Source organism: Bacillus sp. 05T21, assembly GCF_056396785.1.
Genome location: NZ_JBFTMD010000027.1, coordinates 1 through 16,570 on the forward strand (window position 1 = coordinate 1; position 16,570 = coordinate 16,570).

The 16,570-nt window shown below is 37.3% G+C and carries 16 protein-coding genes, 1 rRNA gene and 1 other annotated feature; all 17 genes read left to right on the top strand.

Going from position 1 to position 16,570, the window contains the following annotated elements; translation table 11 throughout:
- Nucleotides 1–9 precede the first annotated feature (9 nt).
- Nucleotides 10–125 (top strand): 5S ribosomal RNA (rrf, locus tag AC1DKZ_RS27290).
- 223 nt (nucleotides 126–348) lie between these two features.
- A complete protein-coding gene (ctsR, locus tag AC1DKZ_RS27295; protein ID WP_002029353.1) occupies nucleotides 349–810 on the top strand; it encodes a transcriptional regulator CtsR in 462 nt (153 codons plus the stop codon).
- Between the two features lie 169 nt (nucleotides 811–979).
- Nucleotides 980–1,528: a UvrB/UvrC motif-containing protein gene (locus AC1DKZ_RS27300; RefSeq protein ID WP_113938453.1), complete on the top strand. Its 549-nt coding sequence runs from the start codon at nucleotides 980–982 to the stop codon at nucleotides 1,526–1,528.
- Nucleotides 1,529–1,532: 4 nt separating this feature from the next.
- Nucleotides 1,533–2,597, top strand: a complete 1,065-nt coding sequence (locus tag AC1DKZ_RS27305) for a protein arginine kinase (protein ID WP_113938452.1) — start codon at nucleotides 1,533–1,535, stop codon at nucleotides 2,595–2,597.
- Nucleotides 2,598–2,619: 22 nt separating this feature from the next.
- On the top strand, nucleotides 2,620–5,055 hold the full coding sequence (clpC, locus tag AC1DKZ_RS27310) for an ATP-dependent protease ATP-binding subunit ClpC (RefSeq protein ID WP_002063405.1): 2,436 nt from the start codon (nucleotides 2,620–2,622) through the stop codon (nucleotides 5,053–5,055).
- Nucleotides 5,056–5,149: 94 nt separating this feature from the next.
- Nucleotides 5,150–6,526, top strand: a complete 1,377-nt coding sequence (radA, locus tag AC1DKZ_RS27315; protein ID WP_476997456.1) for a DNA repair protein RadA — start codon at nucleotides 5,150–5,152, stop codon at nucleotides 6,524–6,526.
- A 3-nt stretch (nucleotides 6,527–6,529) separates the two neighbouring features.
- Entirely contained in the window at nucleotides 6,530–7,603 is a 1,074-nt protein-coding gene (gene disA, locus AC1DKZ_RS27320; RefSeq protein WP_000392162.1) for a DNA integrity scanning diadenylate cyclase DisA, read from the top strand.
- A gap of 160 nt (nucleotides 7,604–7,763) precedes the next feature.
- The gene (locus tag AC1DKZ_RS27325; protein WP_002063406.1) at nucleotides 7,764–8,867 is read left to right on the top strand and encodes a PIN/TRAM domain-containing protein; all 1,104 of its coding nucleotides are present in this window, start codon (nucleotides 7,764–7,766) and stop codon (nucleotides 8,865–8,867) included.
- A gap of 16 nt (nucleotides 8,868–8,883) precedes the next feature.
- Nucleotides 8,884–9,555, top strand: a complete 672-nt coding sequence (gene ispD / locus AC1DKZ_RS27330) for a 2-C-methyl-D-erythritol 4-phosphate cytidylyltransferase (RefSeq protein WP_476997457.1) — start codon at nucleotides 8,884–8,886, stop codon at nucleotides 9,553–9,555.
- 122 nt (nucleotides 9,556–9,677) lie between these two features.
- Nucleotides 9,678–10,154, top strand: a complete 477-nt coding sequence (gene ispF, locus AC1DKZ_RS27335; protein ID WP_000488386.1) for a 2-C-methyl-D-erythritol 2,4-cyclodiphosphate synthase — start codon at nucleotides 9,678–9,680, stop codon at nucleotides 10,152–10,154.
- A gap of 89 nt (nucleotides 10,155–10,243) precedes the next feature.
- Nucleotides 10,244–11,701: a glutamate--tRNA ligase gene (gene gltX, locus AC1DKZ_RS27340; RefSeq protein WP_476997458.1), complete on the top strand. Its 1,458-nt coding sequence runs from the start codon at nucleotides 10,244–10,246 to the stop codon at nucleotides 11,699–11,701.
- Between the two features lie 47 nt (nucleotides 11,702–11,748).
- Nucleotides 11,749–11,994 (top strand) — a binding site (T-box leader).
- Between the two features lie 137 nt (nucleotides 11,995–12,131).
- Entirely contained in the window at nucleotides 12,132–12,797 is a 666-nt protein-coding gene (gene cysE / locus AC1DKZ_RS27345; protein ID WP_002091498.1) for a serine O-acetyltransferase, read from the top strand.
- On the top strand, nucleotides 12,778–14,175 hold the full coding sequence (gene cysS / locus AC1DKZ_RS27350; RefSeq protein ID WP_002091500.1) for a cysteine--tRNA ligase: 1,398 nt from the start codon (nucleotides 12,778–12,780) through the stop codon (nucleotides 14,173–14,175). Before cysE ends, cysS begins: the two co-directional genes overlap by 20 nt.
- Nucleotides 14,176–14,177: 2 nt before the next feature.
- On the top strand, nucleotides 14,178–14,585 hold the full coding sequence (locus AC1DKZ_RS27355) for a Mini-ribonuclease 3 (protein ID WP_002204579.1): 408 nt from the start codon (nucleotides 14,178–14,180) through the stop codon (nucleotides 14,583–14,585).
- Nucleotides 14,582–15,325 (top strand): 23S rRNA (guanosine(2251)-2'-O)-methyltransferase RlmB, encoded by a 744-nt coding sequence (gene rlmB / locus AC1DKZ_RS27360; protein ID WP_002091503.1) that lies wholly within the window; start codon nucleotides 14,582–14,584, stop codon nucleotides 15,323–15,325. The genes AC1DKZ_RS27355 and rlmB overlap by 4 nt, the downstream gene beginning before the upstream one ends.
- A gap of 3 nt (nucleotides 15,326–15,328) precedes the next feature.
- Nucleotides 15,329–15,841: an NYN domain-containing protein gene (locus AC1DKZ_RS27365; RefSeq protein WP_002009801.1), complete on the top strand. Its 513-nt coding sequence runs from the start codon at nucleotides 15,329–15,331 to the stop codon at nucleotides 15,839–15,841.
- 67 nt (nucleotides 15,842–15,908) lie between these two features.
- The gene (locus AC1DKZ_RS27370) at nucleotides 15,909–16,568 is read left to right on the top strand and encodes an RNA polymerase factor sigma-70 (RefSeq protein ID WP_002009799.1); all 660 of its coding nucleotides are present in this window, start codon (nucleotides 15,909–15,911) and stop codon (nucleotides 16,566–16,568) included.
- Nucleotides 16,569–16,570 lie beyond the last annotated feature (2 nt).

Consider the following 16,570-nt stretch of genomic DNA (forward strand, 5'->3'; position numbering starts at 1 on the left):
CTTCAATAGTTTGGTGATGATGGCAGAGAGGTCACACCCGTTCCCATACCGAACACGGAAGTTAAGCTCTCTAGCGCCGATGGTAGTTGGGACCTTGTCCCTGTGAGAGTAGGACGTCGCCAAGCAAGCTAAAAACACGAGTCATTTGACTCGTGTTTTTTCGTGTTTTCTTTTATAATTTATAGTAATTTAAAAAATCTTTATTTAAAGAATCGTCCTTTTGATTAAAGATTGTGAAATGTGGCTAGGATAGTGAATAAGCAAAAGAGTTGCAAATTTTTTTAATACGTATATAATTATAGTCAAAGATAGTCAAAGATAGTCAAAGTCAATAAAGGTGGCGGATAAATGAGAAATATATCTGATATCATTGAGAAATATCTAAAGCAAGTTATTGACTTAAGCAATAATAATGCGATTGAAATCAAGAGGAATGAGGTCGCTGATCGATTCGATTGTGTGCCGTCTCAAATCAACTATGTAATCAATACCCGTTTTACGTTAGAAAGAGGATTTGTAGTAGAAAGTAAACGAGGTGGAGGAGGTTACATTCGCATTATAAAAGTCAAACTCCATGATGATATAGACATTATTGATCAAATGCTTCATATGATTGATCATAGCGTTGCACAAGGAAATGCTGAAAGTATGATTATACGTTTAATAGAAGAGGGAATTATAACAAATCGTGAAGCTAAACTTATGTTAAGCGTACTAGACCGTTCTGTATTATTAATGGATGTTCCTTCTCGAGATGAACTTAGGGCTCGAATATTATGCGCAATGTTAAGAACACTGAAATATAAATAAATATAACTTTTGTTAAGAATGATAACTAAGATAATGCAGTTTAATATTGTAGGAATTTTGAAAGATGACATGTGCTTTTACTAAATGGATTAAGGAAAGAGAACAATCTAGTAATGTATGAAAAGTATCATGAGATAGATCGTTCCTGTTGTAAAGGTGGGGGATAGCGATGACTTGTCAAAACTGTAATATAAGACCAGCAACTTTACATTATACAAAAGTAATCAACGGAAAAAAGGCGGAAGTTCATCTTTGCGAGCAATGTGCAGAACAAAGTGGCTATACGTCTTTCTTTCAATCACCGCAGTCTAATTTTTCATTCCATGACCTATTAGCCGGATTATTGCATAGTGAACCAGCAATGTTTGAAGAAGGGCAAGATGCATTTTCAAATACAAATATATCAAGATGTCCGAATTGTAAGATGACATATGAACAATTTACAAAAGTGGGACGATTTGGATGTGCTTCTTGTTACGATACATTTAAGGAGCATTTAAAACCATTGTTAAAACGTCTTCACGGTGGGCATACGGATCATTGTGGAAAAATTCCTGAACGTATAGAAGGAAATATCTACTTAAAGAAAGAATTAGATGAACTAAAACTCAATCTGAAACAATATGTACAGAAAGAGGAATTTGAGAAAGCGGCTGAAGTACGAGATAAAATTCGAGGTCTTGTAAATCAGCTTAGTGAGCATAGAGAGGGGGAATAGTTCTATGTCACTGGACAGAATCATGAATGAAGCGATTAGTCCATGGATGAAGGGAGATGGCCCTGATTCTGATATTGTTTTAAGTAGTCGAATTCGTTTGGCTCGTAATTTTAAAAAATATCAATTCTCTACTATGCAAAACGAGGAAGAAGCTAAACAGATTCACGAGTTATTTAAGAAGAAGTTTATAAATAAACCTGTAGAACCTTTTGGGGAGTTTGAACTATTAAAAATGAATGAATTAAATCCTCTTCAAAGGAGAGTTTTAGTTGAGAAGCATTTAATTAGTCCAAATCTTGCAGGAACAGAATACGGAGCATGCCTACTATCAGAAAGTGAACATATAAGTATCATGCTTAATGAAGAGGATCATGTTAGGATTCAGTGCCTATTTTCAGGTTTACAGTTATCAGAGGCGCTTCAAAGTGCCAATCAAATAGATAATTGGATCGAGGAACAGGTTGAATATGCTTTTGATGAATCGCTTGGATATATTACGAGTTGCCCCACTAACGTCGGTACAGGATTAAGGGCTTCGGTAATGATTCATTTGCCGGGACTGGTTTTAACGAAAAGAATTAACCGTATTATACAAGTAATTCAAAAATTAGGGTTAGTAGTAAGAGGAATATACGGTGAAGGTAGCGAAGCGTTAGGTAATATATTTCAAGTGTCAAATCAAATGACACTAGGGAAATCAGAAGAAGATATTATTGCAGATTTAAAGAGTGTCATTCAACAAATCATCCATCAAGAAAAAATGGCTAGAGAATTAATTGTACAAAATTCAAGTATCGAGCTTGAAGATAAAGTATATCGTTCTTACGGAATACTAGCTAACAGTCGTTTAATTCAATCTGCAGAAGCAGCCACTTGCTTATCAGATGTACGGCTTGGTATTGACTTAGGATATATACAAGGTATATCGAGAAATATTTTAACTGAGTTAATGGTTCTTACTCAGCCAGGCATTTTGCAACAATATGCAGGAGGACCTTTAGGACCAGAAGAAAGAGATTATCGAAGAGCAACCTTAATCCGTGAGCGATTACGAATTAAACAAAATTAAGCGCAAGTAGGAGGCGATTTCTATGATGTTTGGAAGATTTACAGAACGAGCACAGAAAGTATTAGCTTTATCTCAAGAGGAAGCAATTCGCATTGGGCATAATAATATTGGAACAGAACATATTTTACTTGGGCTTGTACGCGAAGGTGAAGGAATTGCAGCAAAAGCGTTAATTGCTCTTGGATTAAGTCCAGAGAAAGTTCAAAAAGAGGTAGAAGCATTAATTGGACGTGGAACGGAAGCTTCTCAAACAGTACATTACACACCTCGTGCTAAAAAAGTTATTGAGTTGTCTATGGACGAAGCTCGTAAGCTAGGCCATTCCTACGTTGGAACAGAACATATTTTACTTGGTTTAATCCGTGAAGGTGAAGGTGTAGCAGCACGCGTTTTAAATAATTTAGGTGTAAGCCTAAATAAAGCAAGACAACAAGTGTTACAACTCCTTGGAAGTAATGAAGCTAGTTCAGGTCACCAGGGTGGTTCATCAACAAATGCGAATACACCTACACTTGACAGTCTAGCACGTGATTTAACAGTTGTTGCACGTGAAAATCGTTTAGATCCTGTTATTGGACGTAGTAAAGAAATTCAACGTGTAATTGAAGTGTTAAGCCGTAGAACAAAAAACAATCCAGTATTAATTGGAGAACCTGGTGTAGGTAAGACAGCAATTGCGGAAGGATTAGCACAGCAAATTGTAAATAATGAAGTTCCTGAAACTTTAAGAGATAAGCGTGTTATGACATTAGATATGGGTACAGTTGTTGCTGGAACAAAATATCGTGGTGAGTTTGAGGATCGTTTAAAGAAAGTGATGGATGAGATTCGCCAAGCTGGTAACATCATTCTATTTATTGATGAGCTTCATACGTTAATTGGTGCAGGAGGGGCGGAAGGTGCAATTGATGCATCGAATATTTTAAAACCATCTTTAGCACGTGGTGAATTACAATGTATTGGTGCAACAACTTTAGACGAATATCGTAAATATATTGAAAAGGATGCGGCATTAGAAAGACGTTTCCAACCAATTCATGTTGATGAACCAAACTTAGAAGAATCAGTTCAAATTTTAAAAGGTTTACGTGACCGTTATGAGGCGCATCACCGCGTATCTATTACAGATGATGCAATCGATGCGGCTGTAAAACTTTCAGATCGTTACATTACAGACCGTTTTTTACCTGATAAAGCAATCGATTTAATTGACGAGGCTGCATCAAAAGTGCGCTTACGTTCTTATACAACACCGCCAAACTTAAAAGAGCTTGAAGTGAAGCTTGAGGAAATTAGAAAAGAAAAAGATGCAGCTGTACAAAGCCAAGAATTTGAAAAGGCTGCTTCCTTACGTGATATGGAACAACGTTTACGTGAAAAGTTAGAAGATACAAAGCGTCAGTGGAAAGAGAAACAAGGACAAGAAAACTCAGAAGTAACAGTAGAAGATATTGCAAATGTCGTTTCCACATGGACACGTATTCCAGTTTCTAAACTTGCACAAACAGAGACAGATAAATTATTAAACTTGGAATCAATTTTACATGATCGTTTAATTGGGCAGGATGAAGCAGTTGTAGCTGTGGCAAAAGCTGTTCGTCGTGCGAGAGCGGGATTAAAAGATCCGAAACGTCCAATTGGCTCATTTATTTTCCTAGGACCTACTGGTGTAGGTAAAACAGAACTAGCAAGGGCATTAGCGGAATCTATGTTCGGTGATGAGGATGCAATGATCCGCATCGATATGTCTGAGTACATGGAAAAGCATTCTACTTCTCGTTTAGTTGGATCTCCTCCAGGATATGTTGGATATGAAGAAGGTGGACAATTAACAGAGAAAGTTCGTCGTAAGCCATATTCAGTTGTCTTATTAGATGAAGTAGAGAAAGCTCATCCTGATGTGTTTAATATTTTACTACAAGTATTAGAAGATGGCCGTTTAACAGATTCTAAAGGACGTACAGTTGATTTCCGTAATACAATTGTTATTATGACGTCTAATGTTGGTGCAGACGCATTAAAACGTAATAAACATCTTGGATTTAACGTACAAGATGAGAGCCGCGATTATTCAGATATGAAAGGTAAAGTAATGGATGAATTGAAAAAAGCATTTCGTCCAGAATTCTTAAACCGTATTGATGAAATTATCGTGTTCCATATGCTTGAGAAAAAACATATTCAAGAAATTGTAACTCTTATGGTGAATCAGTTAGTGAATCGCTTAAAAGAACAAGAGATTGAATTGCATTTAACAGAAGGAGCAATTTCAGCAATTGCTGATAAAGGATTTGATCGAGAGTACGGTGCTCGTCCGCTTCGTAGAGCAATTCAAAAACATGTAGAAGATAGGCTATCAGAAGAACTGTTAAAAGGTGCTATTGAGAAAGGACAAAAAGTTATCTTTGATATAGAAGGAGAATCATTTGTCATTCATAGTGCAGAAAAGGTAAAATAAGTATAGACAAAGAAAGAGGGCTACGCGATAGCCCTCTTTCTTGTACGAGAAGGATAAACGTTTGTAGATGAAAGTGAAGTGAACTATAAAAGATATGGCTAAAAAGAAAACAAAATTTACATGTCAAGAATGTGGTTATCAGTCGCCAAAATATATGGGGAAATGTCCTGGATGTGGTCAATGGAATACGCTTGTTGAAGAGATGGAACCAGTTGTATCATCAAGACGCCTTAATTATGCCAATGCAATTCAATCAGAAGTAACAAAACCAAGACGCTTAACAGAGGTAGAAACAAAGTCTGAGGCGCGTATTGAAACAAAATTTCAAGAGTTTAACCGTGTACTTGGTGGCGGGATTGTAGATGGATCTTTAGTACTTATTGGTGGAGACCCTGGGATTGGGAAATCAACATTGTTATTACAAATTTCATCGCAATTAGCAGATTCTTCATATGATGTACTATACATATCAGGTGAGGAGTCAGCAAAGCAGATCAAACTTCGTGCAGATCGTTTGCATGTAAAGGGTAGTAATCTATTTGTTGTAGCAGAGACTGATTTACAGAGAATTGCAGCGCACATTGAAGAGATGAATCCAGCTTTTGTTGTTATTGACTCCATTCAGACGATACATTTACCTGAAGTGACGTCAGCCCCAGGGAGTGTAACGCAAGTACGTGAATGTACAGCGGAATTAATGAAACTTGCAAAGACGAAAGGGATTCCTATTTTTATCGTCGGACATGTGACAAAAGAAGGGGCAATTGCAGGACCACGTATGCTAGAACATATGGTTGATGCAGTTCTTTACTTTGAAGGAGATCGTCACCATACATATCGTATTTTGCGAGCTGTGAAGAACCGTTTTGGTTCCACAAATGAAATGGGTATCTTTGAAATGAAGGAACTAGGTCTTGCAGAAGTACTAAATCCTTCTGAAATTTTCCTTGAGGAACGTCCAGTTGGAGTTGCAGGATCCACAGTGGTTGCTTCAATGGAAGGAACAAGACCGGTTTTAGTAGAAATACAAGCATTAATCTCCCCTACTAGTTTTGGAAATCCTCGAAGAATGGCGACGGGAATTGATCATAACCGCGTTTCACTTATTATGGCAGTGCTAGAAAAAAGAACAGGTTTATTGTTGCAAAATCAAGACGCATATTTAAAAGTTGCGGGTGGCTTGAAATTAGATGAACCAGCAATCGATTTAGCTGTCGCCTTAAGTATTGCTTCAAGTTTCAGAGATAAAGCTACTGCACCAGCCGATGCGRTAATAGGAGAAGTAGGCCTAACTGGAGAAATAAGAAGAGTATCAAGAATTGAACAACGTGTACAAGAAGCAGCGAAATTAGGATTTCAACGTGCTATTATTCCTAGAAAAAATTTGGGAGGATGGACAATTCCAGATGGGATTGAGGTAGTAGGTGTTTCTAATTTAGGAGAAGCGCTTCGTTTGACATTAGGAGGCTAGGCTATGGAGGAAAACAAGCAACGTGTCAAAAGTATGATTAATATTCTACAGCTTGTTGCCCCAGGAACACCACTACGCGAAGGGATAGATAACGTACTTCGTGCGCAAACTGGAGGGCTAATTGTTCTTGGGTATAATGAGCAGATTAAAAGTATTGTTGATGGAGGATTTCACATTAATTGTGCATTCTCACCGGCTAGTTTATATGAATTAGCAAAAATGGATGGGGCACTTATTTTAAATGAAACTGGGAGCAAAATTTTAATTGCAAATGCGCAATTAGTTCCAGATCCATCCATTGATTCTATTGAAACAGGTATGCGTCACCGAACGGCAGAGCGTGTAGCAAAGCAGACGGCTAGCCTTGTTGTGGCTATTTCACAAAGACGTAACGTAATTACACTATATCAAGGGAACTTACGTTATACACTAAAAGATATAGGTGTAATTTTAACAAAGGCAAACCAAGCTATTCAAACGTTAGAAAAATATAAAGCTGTATGGAATGATGGGATTACGAATTTGGGTATTCTAGAATTTGAAGAGGTCGTTACAATGTCCGAGGTAGTTCACGTTTTACATAGTGTTGAAATGGTACTGCGTATTAAAAATGAAATAGTGAGCTACATTCATGAGTTAGGAACGGAAGGAAGGTTAATTCGTTTACAACTTACAGAATTACTAGCCGACTTAGAAGCAGAGGCAGCGTTATTAATTAAGGATTATTATCAAGAAAAAACGCAGGATCACCATCAAATTTTGAAAAAGTTACAAGATCTTGCAAATACACAGCTTTTAGAGGATAGCGATTTAGTTAAATTGCTCGGCTATCCAGGGCAAATGAGCTTAGAAGAAAGCGTGACACCGAGGGGATATCGAATCGCAAGTAAAATTTCTCGTGTTCCACCACTTATCATTGAAAATTTAATTAATCGATTTAAAACATTGCAAGGTGTTTGTCGTGCAACTATTAATGAATTGGATGATGTGGAAGGAATTGGGGAAGTTAGGGCGAAGAAAATACGAGAGGGCCTAAAAAGAATTCAAGAGCATCTCTATATGAGTAGACACAATTAAGAATATTACATTGATTCCATAATATAACGACACTAGAACATTTTTGTTATATGATATGGTATATTGGTAAATAAAACTATTTACAAAAAAACACGTCCGCTTTTGCATTCGGCGTTTTGATTAGCAAAACAATGGTTAATAATGAGTAGGAGGTGGTTGGATGTTAAAAAGAATCGTACAGCTCTTCTTTTTAGTAATTGGGGGAGCGTTAGGGATTTTTCTAATCCCAAAAGTTATTAATGTATTGGACGTCGGTGCTGTTCCTTTGCTTGAGGGATCGTACGTTCGTGCAATTATTGGTGCAATCATTTTATTTTTAACAACATTTTGGCTTGTGGATTATATTGTTCAACTTATTAAACATATCGAAGAAGCCCTTGTAAAGGCACCGGTAGCGGATGTTTTATTTGGTACATTAGGGTTGATCTCTGGTCTTATTGTTGCATATTTAATTTTGATACCAATTCGTGAATTCACGATTCCAGTCATTAGTACAGTATTACAAGTGTTCTTTACTCTTTTACTTGGTTATTTAGGATTCCAAGTAGGATTTAAAAAGAGAAATGAATTGCTAGGATTATTTACATTACCCCAGCGTGGAGGTAAGAAGAAAAACAATAGCGAGAACGAAGAGGTAGAGGTAGAAAAATCTACAACTCATTGGAAAATTCTCGATACAAGTGTAATTATTGATGGACGTATTGCGGATATTTGCCAAACGAAGTTTTTAGAAGGAACAATTGTGATTCCACAATTCGTATTAGAAGAGCTTCAGCATATTGCCGATTCTTCTGATGCTTTAAAGCGTAATCGTGGTCGCAGAGGATTAGACATTTTAAATCGTATTCAAAAAGAGCTACCAATTCCGGTGGAAATTTATGAAGGCGATTTTGAGGATATCCAAGAGGTGGATAGCAAGCTTGTAAAGTTAGCTAAAATCACTGGTGGAACTGTTGTAACAAATGATTTCAACTTAAACAAAGTTTCTGAATTACAAGGAGTAACAGTATTAAACATTAACGATTTAGCAAATGCAATTAAACCAGTCGTACTCCCTGGCGAAGAATTAAGTGTTTATGTTGTGAAAGATGGTAAAGAACAAAATCAAGGTGTGGCATATTTAGATGATGGCACGATGATTGTAGTAGAAGACGGTAGAGAATATGTCGGTTCGCAACTTAATGTATTAGTTACAAGTGTGTTGCAAACATCGGCTGGTCGTATGATTTTCGCAAAACGTAAATTATTAGAAAAAGCATTATAAGTAGAGGATTATTAATATGTATACGTTAATTATTCCAGCAGCGGGTCAAGGGAAACGGATGGGTGCTGGCAAAAACAAGTTGTTCTTACTTATAAATGGAGTACCTATCATTGTGCATACATTACGTGCTTTTGAAAAAGATAAAGCATGTAAACGTATTATCATGGCAATTAACGAAGAAGAACGCCCTTATTTTGAGGAGTTAATGCAGAAGTACCCGGTTGAAAAGCAGGTGCAATTTATTCAAGGCGGGGCCGAAAGACAAGATAGTGTGTATAATGCGCTTCAGTATGTGAGTGGAGTGGAGTATGTTCTCGTACACGATGGTGCGCGCCCGTTCGTAACGAATAAGATGATGCAAGATGTATTAACTGCAGCAGAGAAATATGGTGCTTCCATTTGTGCGGTGCCAGTGAAGGATACCATTAAGAAAGTAGAACAGGGTGTTGTTGTTGAAACGGTAGAACGTTCTCAGCTTAAAGCGGTTCAAACACCGCAAGGATTTTCTGTTCCTCTTTTATTAGAAGCTCATAGAAGTGCAAAGCAAAGTTGTTTTCTTGGTACAGATGATGCAAGTCTCGTAGAACGTGTAGGGAAGAAAGTAGGCGTAGTAGAGGGGAGTTACTATAATATTAAAGTGACGACTCCAGAGGATTTACTAATTGCTGAAAGTTTCCTTCATGTTTAGAAGCAATAGAAGTGATGGTATTATAGTAAAGAAAAGCTCGGCAGTTGCCGGGCTTTTCTTTATAGAGATAGCAATATAATATAGAATTCATAAAGTAGTTTAGATTGAGGAGGATGTAAAGAATGTTTCGAATTGGACAAGGTTTTGATGTACATGAATTTGCGGAAGGTAGACCGTTAATTATCGGCGGAATTACAATTCCTCATGAAAAAGGATTAATCGGTCACTCGGATGCAGATGTATTGTTACATACGATTGCTGACGCATGTCTAGGAGCAATTGCAGCAGGAGATATTGGAAAACATTTTCCTGATACAGATCCTGCCTTTAAAGATGCGGATTCAGCCGTATTGTTACAAAAGGTTTGGGAATTTGTGCGTGAACAAGGTTATGAGCTAGGGAACCTAGATTGTACAATTATTGCCCAAAAGCCAAAAATGGCACCGCATATTGAAAGTATGCGTAAACGCATTAGTGAACTATTAGAAACGTCTATTGATAATATTAATGTAAAGGCAACAACAACAGAAAAATTAGGATTTACAGGTAGAGAAGAAGGGATTGCTTCTCAAGCGGTTGTTTTATTACAGAAAAAATAGTGGTTTTTAATTCGTAAGATGGAAAATCACATTTTTTTGGTGTACAATTATAGAATGTGTTGACATTAAGATTGGAAGGTGTACCAATTATGGAAAAGCAAGTGAGAGTGCGCTATGCGCCAAGTCCAACAGGACACTTACATATCGGAAATGCGCGTACGGCATTATTTAATTATTTATTTGCTCGTCATCAAGATGGTAAGTTTATTATTCGTATTGAAGATACTGATGTGAAACGTAATGTTGCTGGTGGAGAAGAAAGCCAATTAAAATACTTGAAATGGCTCGGTATGGACTGGGATGAAGGTGTTGATGTTGGTGGTGAATTTGGACCATATCGTCAAACGGAGCGTTTAGATATTTATAAAAAATTATATAAAGATTTATTAGAGCGTGATTTAGCTTACAAATGTTATATGACAGAAGAAGAGCTAGAAGCAGAGCGTGAAGGTCAAATCGCTCGTGGTGAAACACCGCGTTATGCAGGAAACCACCGTGATTTAACTGAGGAGCAAATTAAAGAATTTGAGGCTGAAGGCCGTATTCCAAGTATTCGCTTCCGTGTGCCGGCTGATAGCGACTACACGTTTAAAGATCTCGTAAAAGATGAAGTTGCATTCCATTCAAATGATTTTGGTGATTTCGTTATCGTGAAAAAAGATGGAATTCCAACTTATAACTTTGCGGTAGCGGTAGATGATCACTTAATGGAGATTACACACGTGCTTCGTGGTGATGATCATATTTCAAACACGCCAAAACAAATGATGATTTATGAAGCTTTCGGTTGGGATATCCCGAAGTTCGGTCATATGACTTTAATTGTAAACGAAAGCCGTAAAAAGCTAAGTAAGCGTGACGAATCTATTATTCAATTTATTGAGCAATATAAAGAGCTTGGATATCTTCCAGAAGCAATCTTTAACTTTATTGCATTACTAGGTTGGTCACCAGTAGGTGAAGAAGAAGTCTTCTCTCAAGATGAGTTTATCAAAATGTTTGATGCAGCTCGTTTATCAAAATCACCTGCATTATTTGATTCCCAAAAACTAAAATGGATGAACAACCAATATATGAAAAAACAAGATTTAGATACGGTTGTTGAACTAAGCTTACCGCATTTAGTGAAAGCGGGTCGCGTAGGTGAAAACTTAAGCGAACAAGAACAAGCGTGGGTTCGTGATGTAATTGCTTTATATCATGACCAAATGAGCTTTGGAGCTGAAATTGTAGAGCTTTCTGAAATGTTCTTTAAAGATCATGTTGATCATGAAGAAGAGGGACAAGAAGTATTGAAAGGTGAACAAGTACCTGAAGTACTTCGTGCATTTGCCGATCAATTAGAAGCTTTAGAAGCAATGGAGCCAGCGGCAGTTAAGGCGGCTATTAAAGCAGTTCAAAAAGAAACAGGACATAAAGGTAAAAACTTATTTATGCCAATCCGTGTTGCTACTACTGGACAAACACATGGTCCAGAGCTTCCTAACGCTATTGCTCTTCTTGGAAAAGAAAAAGTTTTAAATCGTATTCAAAAAGTAATTGGTTAACATTTTCTAGGTTTAGCAATATAATAAGTATACCTAAAATCTAATAAGGAAAAGCGACGAGAAGGAGAAGTAGAAAATCAGGCTTTTTACAGAGAGAACCACCCTTAGGCTGGAAGTGGTTTATAAGCGGATTTTTGAAATGCCCCTTCGAGTCTTCTGTTGAACAGCGAAGTATTTCGCGGAACGTCTTAGGGCGCAAAGTAAACAGAAGCGGTGTAAACCGTTATCATGGATGAGTTTGAGGCTTCTTTAGCCTAAACAGAGTGGAACCGCGCTTATAAGGCGTCTCTGTCTATATGACAGAGGCGTCTTTTTTTTATACCATGTAAATGGTGTGGGTATAAGTTTTATCCCCTTGTATAAAGATTTAAGGGGAAGTGGGGAGTTAGTTCACTCGAAAAAAGCAGCCCATAAAGGGGAGGGAACATCGATGTTTAAGAGGCTTCGGGAAGATATTGAAGTCGTTTTTGAACAGGATCCAGCGGCAAGAAGTTATTTCGAAGTCATTTTAACTTATTCTGGATTACATGCAGTTTGGGCCCATCGAATTGCACATGCTTTTTATAAAAGGAATTTTTTCTTTATGGCACGTTGGATTTCGCAAGTTAGTCGTTTTTTTACTGGCATTGAGATTCATCCAGGAGCAACTATTGGTCGTCGTTTTTTCATTGATCATGGAATGGGGGTTGTAATTGGAGAAACGTGTGAAATTGGCGAAAACGTAACAATTTATCAAGGTGTCACATTAGGTGGTACAGGTAAAGAAAAAGGAAAGAGGCACCCTACAATTCAGGATAATGTATTAATTGCAACAGGTGCTAAAGTACTAGGTTCTATTACTATTGGAGAGAATTCTAAAATTGGAGCAGGATCTGTCGTGTTAAAGGAAGTTCCTGCGCATTCTACAGTTGTAGGTATACCTGGTCGAGTCGTTATTCAAAATGGAGTGAAGATTGGTCAAGAATTAAATCATTCTGATCTTCCGGATCCGATTTTTGATAAATTAAAGGTTATGGAAGTAGAACTTGATAAATTGAGAAAGCAACTCGAAGTAAAGGTAGGAAGGAAGGATAAAAATGACTATTCACATTTATAATACGTTAACGCGTCAAAAAGAAGAGTTTATGCCATTAGAAGAAAATAAGGTAAAGATGTATGTGTGCGGACCTACAGTGTATAACTACATTCACATTGGGAATGCAAGACCACCTATGGTGTTTGATACAGTACGCCGTTACTTAGAATATAAAGGATATGATGTGCAGTATGTATCTAACTTTACTGACGTGGATGATAAATTAATTAAGGCGGCAAATGAATTAGGTGAAGATGTGCCAACAATTGCAGATCGTTTTGTTGAAGCTTACTTTGAAGATGTAACGGCACTAGGTTGCAAACATGCAACGGTTCATCCACGTGTAACGGAAAATATGGATATCATTATTGAATTTATTCAAGAACTTGTGAATAAAGGGTATGCATATGAATCAGAAGGTGATGTGTACTTTAAAACGAAAGAATTCGAAGGTTACGGTAAATTATCACATCAACCGATTGCAGACTTACGTCACGGTGCACGTATTGAAGTAGGAGAAAAGAAACAAGACCCTCTTGACTTTGCTTTATGGAAAGCTGCGAAAGAAGGAGAAATCTTCTGGGAAAGCCCTTGGGGGAAAGGACGCCCAGGGTGGCATATTGAATGCTCAGCAATGGCGCGTAAATATTTAGGGGATACAATTGATATTCATGCTGGTGGTCAAGATTTAGCATTTCCTCATCATGAAAATGAAATTGCGCAGTCTGAGGCGTTGACAGGAAAAACATTTGCACGTTATTGGATGCATAACGGATATATTAATATTAATAACGAGAAGATGTCTAAGTCGCTTGGAAACTTCATTTTAGTTCACGATATCATTAAACAATATGATCCACAGTTAATCAGGTTCTTTATGCTATCGGTACATTACCGTCACCCAATTAACTTTAGCGAGGATTTATTGCAAAGTACTAATAATGGGCTAGAAAGAATTAAAACAGCTTACGGTAACTTAAAGCATCGTATGGAAAGTAGCACGGATTTAACGGACCATAATGAAAAATGGTTAGCTGAAATGGAAAAGTTCCAGGTTGCATTCGAAGAAGCGATGGATGATGATTTCAATACGGCTAATGCGATTACTGAATTATATAACGTAGCAAATCACGCAAATCAATATTTGTTAGAAGAACATACTTCTAAAGTTGTAATTGAAGCGTATGTAAAACAACTTGAAACATTATTTAGTATTTTAGGATTAGAATTAGCGCAAGAAGAGTTGCTTGATGAAGAAATTGAAGCACTAATCCAAAAGCGTATTGAAGCTCGTCAAAATCGTGACTTCGCACTATCTGATCAAATTCGCGATGATTTAAAGGGACGTAATATTATTTTAGAAGATACCGCTCAAGGTACAAGATGGAAAAGAGGATAAGAATGATTGATGCAAAGCAATTGAACAGCTTAGCTTTAGCATATATGGGTGATGCGGTATATGAGCAATATATCCGCTATCACCTCCTTCAAAAGGGGAAAGTTCGCCCTAATCAATTACATCGCTTAGGGACGGGCTTTGTTTCGGCAAAAGCACAGGCGAAAGTTGTTTATCATTTATTAGAAACGGCATTTTTGACAGAAGAGGAAGAGGCGGTATTAAGAAGAGGGCGTAATGCGAATTCGGGTACTGTTCCAAAAAATACAGATGTACAAACATATCGACACAGTACAGCCTTTGAAGCGCTAATCGGTTATCATCACTTGTTGAATAATCGTGAAAGATTGGACGAGATTGTATATAAGGCGATTGACGTTTTGGAAGAAAAGGAAGGGAGCACATCATCATGAGTAGTGAATATATTATCGGACGTAACCCTGTAATTGAAGCTTTAAGAGCGGGGCGAGATATTAATAAAATTTTGGTAGCGGAAGGTGCTGCCAAAGGACAAGTGCAAATTGTACTAGCATTAGCAAAAGAGAATAAGGTTATTTTGCAACACGCACCAAAGAAGAAATTAGATCAATTGGTTGAGGGTAATCATCAAGGTGTAATTGCTCAAGTAGCTGCATATCAATATGCTGAGTTAGAGGATTTGTTTAAATTAGCAGAAAAACGCAATGAAGATCCATTCTTCTTAATTTTAGATGAAATTGAAGACCCACATAACTTAGGTTCTATTATGCGTACTGCGGATGCAACAGGGGCTCATGGGGTTATTATTCCAAAAAGAAGAGCGGTGGGACTTACAGCGTCAGTTGCGAAAGCGTCGACTGGGGCAATTGAATATATTCCTGTTGCACGTGTAACAAATTTATCGCGTACAATTGATGAATTAAAAGAACGTGGACTTTGGATTGCTGGTACAGATGCCAAAGGGAAAACAGATTACCGTAATTTAGATGGTAATATGCCAATCGGACTAGTAATTGGTAGTGAAGGGAAAGGTATGAGTCGTATTATTGGTGAAAAGTGTGATTTCCTAATTACTTTACCGATGGTCGGTAAAGTTACATCCTTAAATGCTTCAGTAGCCGCAAGTTTGTTAATGTATGAGGTATATCGTAAACGTCACGAAATTGGTAAATAAAAAATGAACGATATTTTAATCGTTGACGGTTACAACATTATCGGGGCTTGGGGAGACTTGAAGAAACTGCGGGATGTAGATTTACAGTCATCAAGAGACGCACTTATTGATAAGATGGCGGATTATCAAGGCTATACAGGCACAAAGGTAATGATTGTCTTTGATGCCTATACAGTCTATGGTATTGAAAAAAAGATGAAACAATCACGGGTGGAAGTAATATTCACGAGAAAAAATCAAACTGCAGATGAAAAGATAGAACAACTTGCAATTGAGCTTAGAAATATAAATACACAAATATACGTTGCAACTTCGGATTATACGGAGCAATGGATTATATTTGCGCAAGGTGCACTTCGAAAGTCTGCGCGTGAATTAGAGTTAGAAGTGCAAGCGATGGAACAACAAGTAAGAAGGTGTACCAAAGACACGAAAGAAAAGCAACCCGCCATGCGAAAAATATTTAGTGAGGATATTACAGAAAAATTAGAAAAATTAAGAAGAGGAGAGCGTTGAAGCATTGACGCTCTTTATCTTTTTACTGTATAATATTGCTAAATATATAGCGGTCGGAGGGATCAAGGTGGAAGCAGGCTTCGTAAGTGTAGGCGACGTTACATTTCGTGATTTAGAGGATGAGGCAATCGTTGAGTTAGTTCGAAAAGGTAATACTGACGCTCTAGAATATTTAATTCACAAATATAAGAACTTTGTTCGCGCGAAATCAAGATCTTATTTCTTAGTGGGTGCCGATCGAGAAGATATTGTTCAAGAAGGCATGATTGGATTGTTTAAAGCCATTCGTGATTATAAAGGGGACAAGCTGTCTTCGTTCAAAGCATTTGCTGAACTGTGTATCACTCGACAAATTATTACCGCTATTAAAACAGCAACAAGGCAAAAACATATTCCGTTAAATTCGTATGTGTCTTTAGACAAGCCGATTTACGATGAGGAATCTGATCGAACATTATTAGATGTTATTTCGGAATCGAAAGTAACTGATCCAGAAGAGATGATTATAAGTCAGGAAGAATATACAGACATAGAATCAAAAATATCTGAATTATTAAGCGATTTAGAAAGAAAAGTGCTCTCTTTATACTTAGATGGTCGTTCCTATCAAGAAATTTCAGAACAGTTAAACAGGCACGTGAAATCTATTGATAACGCATTGCAGCGTGTAAAAAGGAAATTAGAAAGATATATGGAGATGAGAGAGAGTACAACTTTAAATTCATAGCA